We start from the raw sequence: 6911 nt of genomic DNA on the forward strand, positions 1-6911 counted from the left end.
GCCAGCGCCTCCGCGCGGCTCTCGAAGACGCGGCGCCAGGACGCGCCCGCGCTCAACCCCGTGTCGATGAGGCCGTGTGACTCCGCCAGCATCTCCGGGTCGTCCAGCAGCTCCAGGTGCGCCTTGAAGATGGCGGCCCGCTGCGCTCCGGCCTTCAGGAGGAAGCCCTCGTGCAGTTGGCGCAGCTCCGCCGCCGCCCCGGCCAGCGCCTCCTCCAGCAGCAGGTGTTCCCGCGCGGCGTCCGCGGCCCGCTCCTCCACCTCCAGCCGCTCGCGCTGGAAGGCCCAGATGGGCCCGGCCGCGATGCCCGGCGACGCGGACAGGCCCGCGACCAGCGTCCCCTCGTAGTCGAGCACCACGGTGGGGATTGGCTCCGGAGCGGGGGCGCTGGAGGTGGCCTCGCCCAGGCCCGCGTCGAAGGCGTCTCGCAGCGCGAGGAGCACCGCGTCCGCGTCGTCCCCCGCCGCCGTGAGCGTCAGCGTCGTGCCGCCCCGCGCGCCCAGCTGCAGGAGCGACAGGAGGCTGCGGGCGTTCGCCTGCCGCCCTTCATGGTGGACGGTGACGTCCGCGCGGAAGCGGCGCACCACCTCCACCAGCACCGTGGCGGGCCGCGCATGCAGGCCCTGCGGCGAGGGGGACAGGACCTGGAGCGCGCGGCCGTCGAGCACGGGAGCGGCTTGGGGCTCCGGCCGCGGAGCCGCGCCGGGGCCGCTGAGCGCCTGGATGATGGCGGCCGCGTCCAGGGTGGAGGCCAGGGCCACGGCCCGGGCCTCGTCGTCCAGCACTCCGGTGAGGTTGGCGAGCACCTGGAGGTGTTCATCGGACTTCGCCGCGATGCCCACCACGAGGTGCGCGTGGCCGTCCTCGCTCCAGACGACCCCGGTGGGGAACTGCACCACGACGACGCCCGTGCGGAGCACCAGGTCGCGCGCCTCTGGCAGGCCGTGCGGAATGGCGATGCCGTGGCCGAGGAAGGTCGCGGCCACCTGCTCGCGCTTGAGCATGCTGTCCACGTAGGCGGGCGAGATGAAGCCGGACTCCACCATCACCTGTCCGACCAGGCGGATGGCCTCCGCCTTGTTCGCGGCGGCCCGTCCCAGGCGGACCTGCGAGGGCGTCAGCGTCAACATCGGGGCTCCTTGCTTCTTCGGGTGCGCGCGTGCTTCACGCGGGGAACGACGGTGCATCCTGCCCGGTGTCCGCCCCTGCTCGCGCGGGCTTCCCGAGTCCCGTCTTCCTGGTAACAGCGCCCAGAGGGGAAGACCTCCCGCCCGCGACATGACGGGCAGGCGACGTCCGGCGTCCCTGCGCGTGACGGCCCGCATGGGGGTGTTAAAGGGGGAGCCGTCATGTCTGACAGCGTCCTGGACTTCTACGAAGGGCTGGCCGAGGAGTACCACCTGCTCTTCGCGGACTGGGAGCAGTCGGTGGACCGGCAGGGCGCGGTGCTGGACGCGCTCTTGCGCCGCTCCGGCGCGCCGCCGCCGCGCCGGGTGCTGGACTGCGCGTGCGGCATCGGCACGCAGGCGCTGGGGCTGGCGGCGCGGGCTACGCGGTGCACGCCACGGACCTGAGCCCTTCCGCCGTGGCGCGCGCGGAGCGGGAGGCCCGCGCCATGCACGTGAGCCTCACCACCGGCGTGGCGGACATGCGGATGCTGGACTGGCAGGTGCCGGGCACCTTCCACGTGGTGATGTCGTGCGACAACGCGATGGCGCACCTGCTGGAGGACTCGGACCTGGATGACGCCGCGCACGCGATGGCGTCGCGCCTGGTGCCCGGGGGCCTGCTGGTGGCGAGCCTGCGCGACCACTCCGCGCTGCTGGAGAAGCGGCCGCGCTTCACCGCCGAGCGCGTGCTGGACACGCCGCTGGGCCGCCGCGTGCTCTTCCAGGTCTGGGATTGGGCGGTGGATGAAAGGCAGTACACGGTGCGCCAGTTCATCCTGCGCCAGGAGTCCGGCGTCTGGCACACCACCGAGCACACCGGCGTCTACCGGCTGCTGCAACCCGTGGAGCTGGAGCAGGCGCTCACGAAGGCGGGGCTGGTGGATCCGCGCTGGTACACGCCGGAGGAGACGGGCTTCAACCAGCCGCTCATCACGGCGCGGAAGCCCTGAAGCCGCATCACGCGCGCGGGGGCCGAGGAGCGCTCCGGGCCGCCAGCGCTTCGCACCACCACGACTCCAGCTCCGCGCGCATGAGCGGCGCCGCGTGACGGCGCACGGTGTCCGCGACCTTCCACCAGATGCGCGCCCTGTGGGCCCCGGCCTGCAGCGTCTCCGTCAGGTGCAGGGGAGGCGTCAGCGCGAACAGGAGGGAGAGGGCCAGCAGCCAGCCCAGGCCCTCACGGAAGGTCGGCGGTCCTCGCAGCGGTCTGTTCATCGCACGCCTCCTGACGACAGTTGTAGTCATGAGCGGTATGCCATGGCTACAGTTGTAGTCAAGTGGCCGTGTTGAGCTTGTGGCGGGGCAGGGCCCAGACGTCTTCCTCTGGCCGGTAGACGCTGGCCTTCTTGCCGGAGGAGCCGTGGGCCTTGGTGTCGAGCAGGCCCGCGTGCCAGAGGTTCTGCTTCAGCTTGAAGACGGTGGACGGATAGATGTCCGGGCCGCGCAGGCCGGGTTTGAGCTCGATGGACGGATCCGCGAGGAAGAGGGCTGTCGCCAGCGCGAGGTCCTCCCTGCCGGCGGCCACGGCCAGCTTCGGCAAGGTGAGGCTGCCTCCGTGGTCCACGAGCGTCCGGTGGATGAGGCGCACCGCGGGCTGACGGATGAGGACGAAGCGCGCCACGGCGGCGAAGGCCGGATGCACCTCCAGCAAACGCTCGCGCTTCGCATATCGCGCGTCCGGGTCGAAGTGGAGCGCGGCCAGGAGGTCCGCCACGGCTCGGCCCTCGACGGTCGGCTTCCAGTCCAGGTCCAGGAGCCCGAGCGTGCTGGCTCCCGTCGCGGCGTGGCGGCGGGTTCCCTCGGTCCTCAGGGCCTTCCAGTGGGCCGCGAGCGCTTCCAACAGCGACTGGGACGGGGTCCCCCGGTCCGCGAGGAACGCGGCCGCGAGGTAGTTGAGCGGATGGTTGAGCTGGAGGCTGCGCGCGGCGGGGACGCCTTCGAGCAGGGAGGAGGCCTGACTGACGGCGCGGGGCAGCGGGGACGGGTCCTCGGGCGGGATGACCTCCACCCAGTGCTTCGAGTCCTGCGCGAGGATGCCGACACCGATGCGCCGCGCCTGCGCGAGCGTGGGGGCGCGGAGCTTGCCCGCGGGCGTGGGCAGGGCGAGGTAGGCGTGATGGACGCTGGGGCGATAGGTGTGCGCCTGGCCCAGTCCGTGAGCCCAATCCCTTTCAGAGGCCTTCACCTCGATGCCGGTGACGAGGACGCCCTCGGGCCGCGCCACGCTGCACAGGATGTCGGGCCGCGTGTCCTCCAGCGTGAGCTGGGTCATGGGCTCCAGCGCCCGGGCGAACGGGCTGCGGACATACGACGGATGCGCGTCCACCAGCAGGTGCAGGACGCGCGACTCGCGCAGCCCATGCTTGAGCAGGTGTTGCTTCAGCGAGTGGACGACCCTGGCCTCGGCGTGGGGCATGGGGCTCAGGCGCGCTTCGCGTCAGCGGGGGCGTTCGGGTGACGCGCGAGCATCATGCGCAACTGGGGCTGACGGCGGACCAGCTCCTGCTTGAGCAGGTGCGCGATGAGCGCGGGCGGCGCGGCGCTCCAGCGCGCGATGTTCTGCACCAGCATGGGCGAGCGGTACGTGCGGCCACACAAGAGCGACGTCGTCTTGCCGTCCACCGGCATGCCCACGAGCGCGCCCAGGGCCCGGCCTTCCGTGTTGAGGATGAGCTCCACCTTCTCCTCGGACGGGCCGGTGGAGAAGCGCTGGCGCAAGAGCTCGCGCGCGGTGCGGCGCGTCTGCTCCGGCACGTCGCGGTCCACCGTGAGCTTGTGGTGCTCCATCAGGCGGCGCATCGCCCACAGGCGGCGGAAGAGGGCCACCGGCAGCTGCGGGTTGCGCACGAGGAAGCGGCGCACTCCCGTGTCGGACGCGAAGGCGGCTCGGGCCACCAGCGCCTCCAGGCCCACGGGGTTGCGGTGGTGCCTCGCGATGAGCCGCGCGTGCGGCAGGCCCACGCGTGAGTTCTCCAGCACGGCCTTGATGACGGCGGGCACCGGGTCGAAGCACAGCGCGGACAGCTCCGGGTCCTCCGCCCCGTGCGCGAGCGCCACGCGCTGGTCCTCCGGCAGCCCGTGCAGCCGCGTCTCGAAGAGCTTGCGGAAGTCGCCCAGCACCTCTTCAGGCACGTCGTCCGCGGCACCGGCTTCATCGTCGTCGGATCCGTCCGAGGCCTCTGCTTCCGGCAGCGGCTCCGTGTCGCTTGCATCGAGTGACGGCGCATGAACATCGGCGTTCGCCGATGCCGCGGGCCGTGCAGTTGCGTGCGCTTCATTCGCGGCGGCCGCCTGCGCTTGAGCGCTCGATACCGGGCTCGTGGCTACACCCGTCGAGCCGCCTGGCTGCCGCACCGTGTTCCCGGAAGCGGGTGCCTCCGTGCCCGGCAGCAGCGCCCCTTGCGACACCAGCCTCGCGAGGATGTCCCGCAGCTTGTCCGGCGGGAACCCCGTCAGCGCGGGCAGGTCCTTCTCTCGGGTGTGGCCGTCCAGCCGCGACAGCACGAAGCCCTCCTCCGCGTTCAGCGGAAGCCGCCGCAGGTCCACCGTCGGGTTCAGCTTGGGCGTCCAGTCACTCATGCGTGCCCCGAGTCTTTCACGACACGCGCGGTTCGCGCCTCTCCCGGGCTCCGCCGTCCGCACCGGATTGTTCCCGGCTCGTCCGAAAACGGCAGACCGCGTCGAGGACCGCCTGGCTGCCCTCCTGCCCACGGACCCCCTCCGGGTTGCCGCGCCGCCAGGGCCGAACGGTGTCGGTGCGGGCACGAAGGGGCCCCGCATGGGTTGACGCGAGGCAGGCAGCTGGACACAACTTCACTTCATGTCCGACCGCATCCAGACCTATGGCGAGTTCTGGCCGTTCTACCTGCGTGAGCACGCGCATGCGTCGACACGCTGGCTGCACTTCGCCGGCACCAGCCTGGGCGTGGGCCTGGGCGTCACGGCCGCCGTCACCGGACGCGGCGCGCTGATCCCCGCCGCGCTGGTGGCCGCCTACGGCTTCGCGTGGGCCAGCCACTTCAAGATCGAGCACAACCGCCCCGCGACCTTCAAGTACCCGCTCTGGTCGCTCATCTCCGACTTCCGCATGGCCGCGCTGATGCTCACCGGACAGCTGGGTCCGCACCTGGAGCGCGCGAACTCCCGTGCGCCGGCCGCCGCCACCCTGGCGTCGGCCCCCGTCGAGAGCCGCTGACGCTGCCCCGGCAGGGGCGCTGGCAGGTCGATGATCCGCTCCAGCCCGCGCTCCAGGACGTCCACGCGTTGCGTGCTCATGACGGTGCCCTCCCTTCCTGGTCTCAGGCCAGCGTCGGATAGCTCGTGTAGCCCTTCTCCTCGCCCGCGAAGAAGGTGGTGGGGTCGGGCGGGTTGAGCGGGGCCGTCTTCTGGAAGCGCTCCGGCAGGTCCGGGTTGGCGAGGAACGGCACGCCGTACGCCACGAGGTCCGCCTCGCCGCGCTCGAGCACCGCCTCGCCCGCCTGCGCGTCGTAGCCGCCGTTCGCGATGACCGTTCCCGGGAAGGCCTTGCGGATGAGCGGGGTGAGGCGCTGCTCGGCGCTCACGGCGGCGGGGCCCGTGACGGCCTCCGTCACGTGCAGGTAACCCCGGCCCAGCCGGCCCAGCTCGCGCGCGATGTGCGTGAAGGTCTCCGCGGGGGTGGAGTCCGTCATGCCGCCGTAGGGGAAGTTCTGCGGATGCAGCCGGTAGCCCACGCGCTCCGCGCCCCAGACCTCCGCCACCGCTTTCGCCACCTCCAGCGGGAAGCGCACCCGGTTCTCGATGCTGCCGCCGTACGCGTCCGTGCGCTGGTTGGAGCCATCCCGCAGGAACTGATCCAACAGGTAGCCGTTGCTGCCGTGCAGCTCCACGCCGTCGAAGCCCGCCTCCTTCGCGTTGCGGGCGGCCTGGCGGAACTGCTCGACGACGCCGGGAATCTCATCCGTCTCCAACGCCCGGGGCGTCACCGCGGGCTTCTTGCCCTGGAACGTGAAGACGTCCTGGTTCACCCCGATGGCGGAGGGCGCCACCGGCAGCTCCCCGCCGTGGAAGTCCGGATGCGAGACGCGCCCCACGTGCCACAGCTGCGCGAAGATGACGCCGCCCGCCGCGTGCACGGCGTCCGTCACCTTCTTCCAGCCCGCCACCTGCTCCGGCGAGTGCATGCCCGGCGTGCGGATGTACCCGACGCCCTGGGGGCTGACCTGGGTGCCCTCCGTGACGATGAGGCCCGCGGAGGCCCGCTGCGCGTAATAGGTCACCGCCAGCGGGTTGGGGACGTTGCCGTCGACGAGCGCCCGGCTGCGGGTCATGGGCGCCATCACCAGCCGGTTCTTCAGTTCGAGCCGGCCCAGACGGAAGGGGGAGAGGAGCTTGAGGGTGTTTGCCATGGCCGGTAAATGCTCCAGCCGCTATGGACGTGCCATGGCATCCAGTCCAAACAAATTGACCGAGCGTCCAGAACCCCCGGAGTGCAAGGGCGTGGACGTCCTCGCGGACGTGCTGGACACGCTGCGCCTCTCCACCCGGATGCACGGCCGCTTCGAGCTGTGCGCCCCCTGGGGCCTCCAGTTCCCCACCATCCCGGGCGCGCACATCGTCCTCATCGCGCGGGGCGGGGCGCGGCTGGAGGTGGAGGGCGTGCCGGAGGCCCTGGTGCTGTCGGCGGGGGACCTGGCCGTGCTGCCGCATGGCGGAGGGCACACGCTGCGCGACGCGGAGGGCAGCCCCATCCACGTGCTGGAG

Annotated in this window: 9 protein-coding genes; 4 read left to right on the forward strand and 5 right to left on the reverse strand. The window is 72.0% G+C overall.

Features of this window, described 5'->3' with window-relative positions; all coding sequences use genetic code 11:
* Positions 1–1130 (reverse strand): HPr family phosphocarrier protein (locus tag ACLEQD_RS33595; protein WP_410389655.1); only part of this gene is annotated, 1130 nt, incomplete at its 3' end.
* A 219-nt stretch (positions 1131–1349) separates the two neighbouring features.
* Here ACLEQD_RS33595 and ACLEQD_RS33600 point away from each other — a divergent pair.
* Both ACLEQD_RS33600 and ACLEQD_RS33605 read left to right on the forward strand, forming a co-directional pair.
* On the forward strand, positions 1350–1574 hold the full coding sequence (locus ACLEQD_RS33600) for a hypothetical protein (RefSeq protein WP_410389657.1): 225 nt from the start codon (positions 1350–1352) through the stop codon (positions 1572–1574).
* Entirely contained in the window at positions 1556–2119 is a 564-nt protein-coding gene (locus tag ACLEQD_RS33605; protein WP_410389659.1) for a class I SAM-dependent methyltransferase, read from the forward strand. The genes ACLEQD_RS33600 and ACLEQD_RS33605 overlap by 19 nt, the downstream gene beginning before the upstream one ends.
* Positions 2120–2126: 7 nt before the next feature.
* Here the strand turns inward: ACLEQD_RS33605 and ACLEQD_RS33610 are convergent, their stop codons facing one another.
* The 3 genes from ACLEQD_RS33610 to ACLEQD_RS33620 are packed head-to-tail and all read right to left on the reverse strand — an operon-like array spanning position 2127 to position 4748.
* A complete protein-coding gene (locus tag ACLEQD_RS33610) occupies positions 2127–2384 on the reverse strand; it encodes a hypothetical protein (RefSeq protein WP_410389661.1) in 258 nt (85 codons plus the stop codon).
* Positions 2385–2442: 58 nt separating this feature from the next.
* Positions 2443–3585 carry a hypothetical protein gene (locus ACLEQD_RS33615; protein ID WP_410389663.1) on the reverse strand — a complete coding sequence of 381 codons (1143 nt, stop codon included), beginning with the start codon at positions 3583–3585 and terminating at the stop codon, positions 2443–2445.
* A 5-nt stretch (positions 3586–3590) separates the two neighbouring features.
* Positions 3591–4748 carry a hypothetical protein gene (locus ACLEQD_RS33620; RefSeq protein ID WP_410389665.1) on the reverse strand — a complete coding sequence of 386 codons (1158 nt, stop codon included), beginning with the start codon at positions 4746–4748 and terminating at the stop codon, positions 3591–3593.
* 241 nt (positions 4749–4989) lie between these two features.
* On the opposite strand from ACLEQD_RS33620, the gene ACLEQD_RS33625 reads away from it, so the two are divergent.
* A complete protein-coding gene (locus ACLEQD_RS33625) occupies positions 4990–5364 on the forward strand; it encodes an Mpo1-like protein (RefSeq protein WP_410389667.1) in 375 nt (124 codons plus the stop codon).
* 103 nt (positions 5365–5467) lie between these two features.
* Here ACLEQD_RS33625 and ACLEQD_RS33630 read toward each other — a convergent pair whose 3' ends face one another.
* Entirely contained in the window at positions 5468–6556 is a 1089-nt protein-coding gene (locus ACLEQD_RS33630; RefSeq protein ID WP_410389669.1) for an alkene reductase, read from the reverse strand.
* A 91-nt stretch (positions 6557–6647) separates the two neighbouring features.
* On the opposite strand from ACLEQD_RS33630, the gene ACLEQD_RS33635 reads away from it, so the two are divergent.
* A partial coding sequence (locus ACLEQD_RS33635; RefSeq protein ID WP_410389671.1) for a cupin domain-containing protein occupies positions 6648–6911 on the forward strand: 264 nt, incomplete at its 3' end.

This window comes from Corallococcus sp. 4LFB (assembly GCF_046520365.1).
In the GTDB taxonomy this organism is placed as follows: Bacteria; Myxococcota; Myxococcia; order Myxococcales; family Myxococcaceae; genus Corallococcus; species Corallococcus caeni.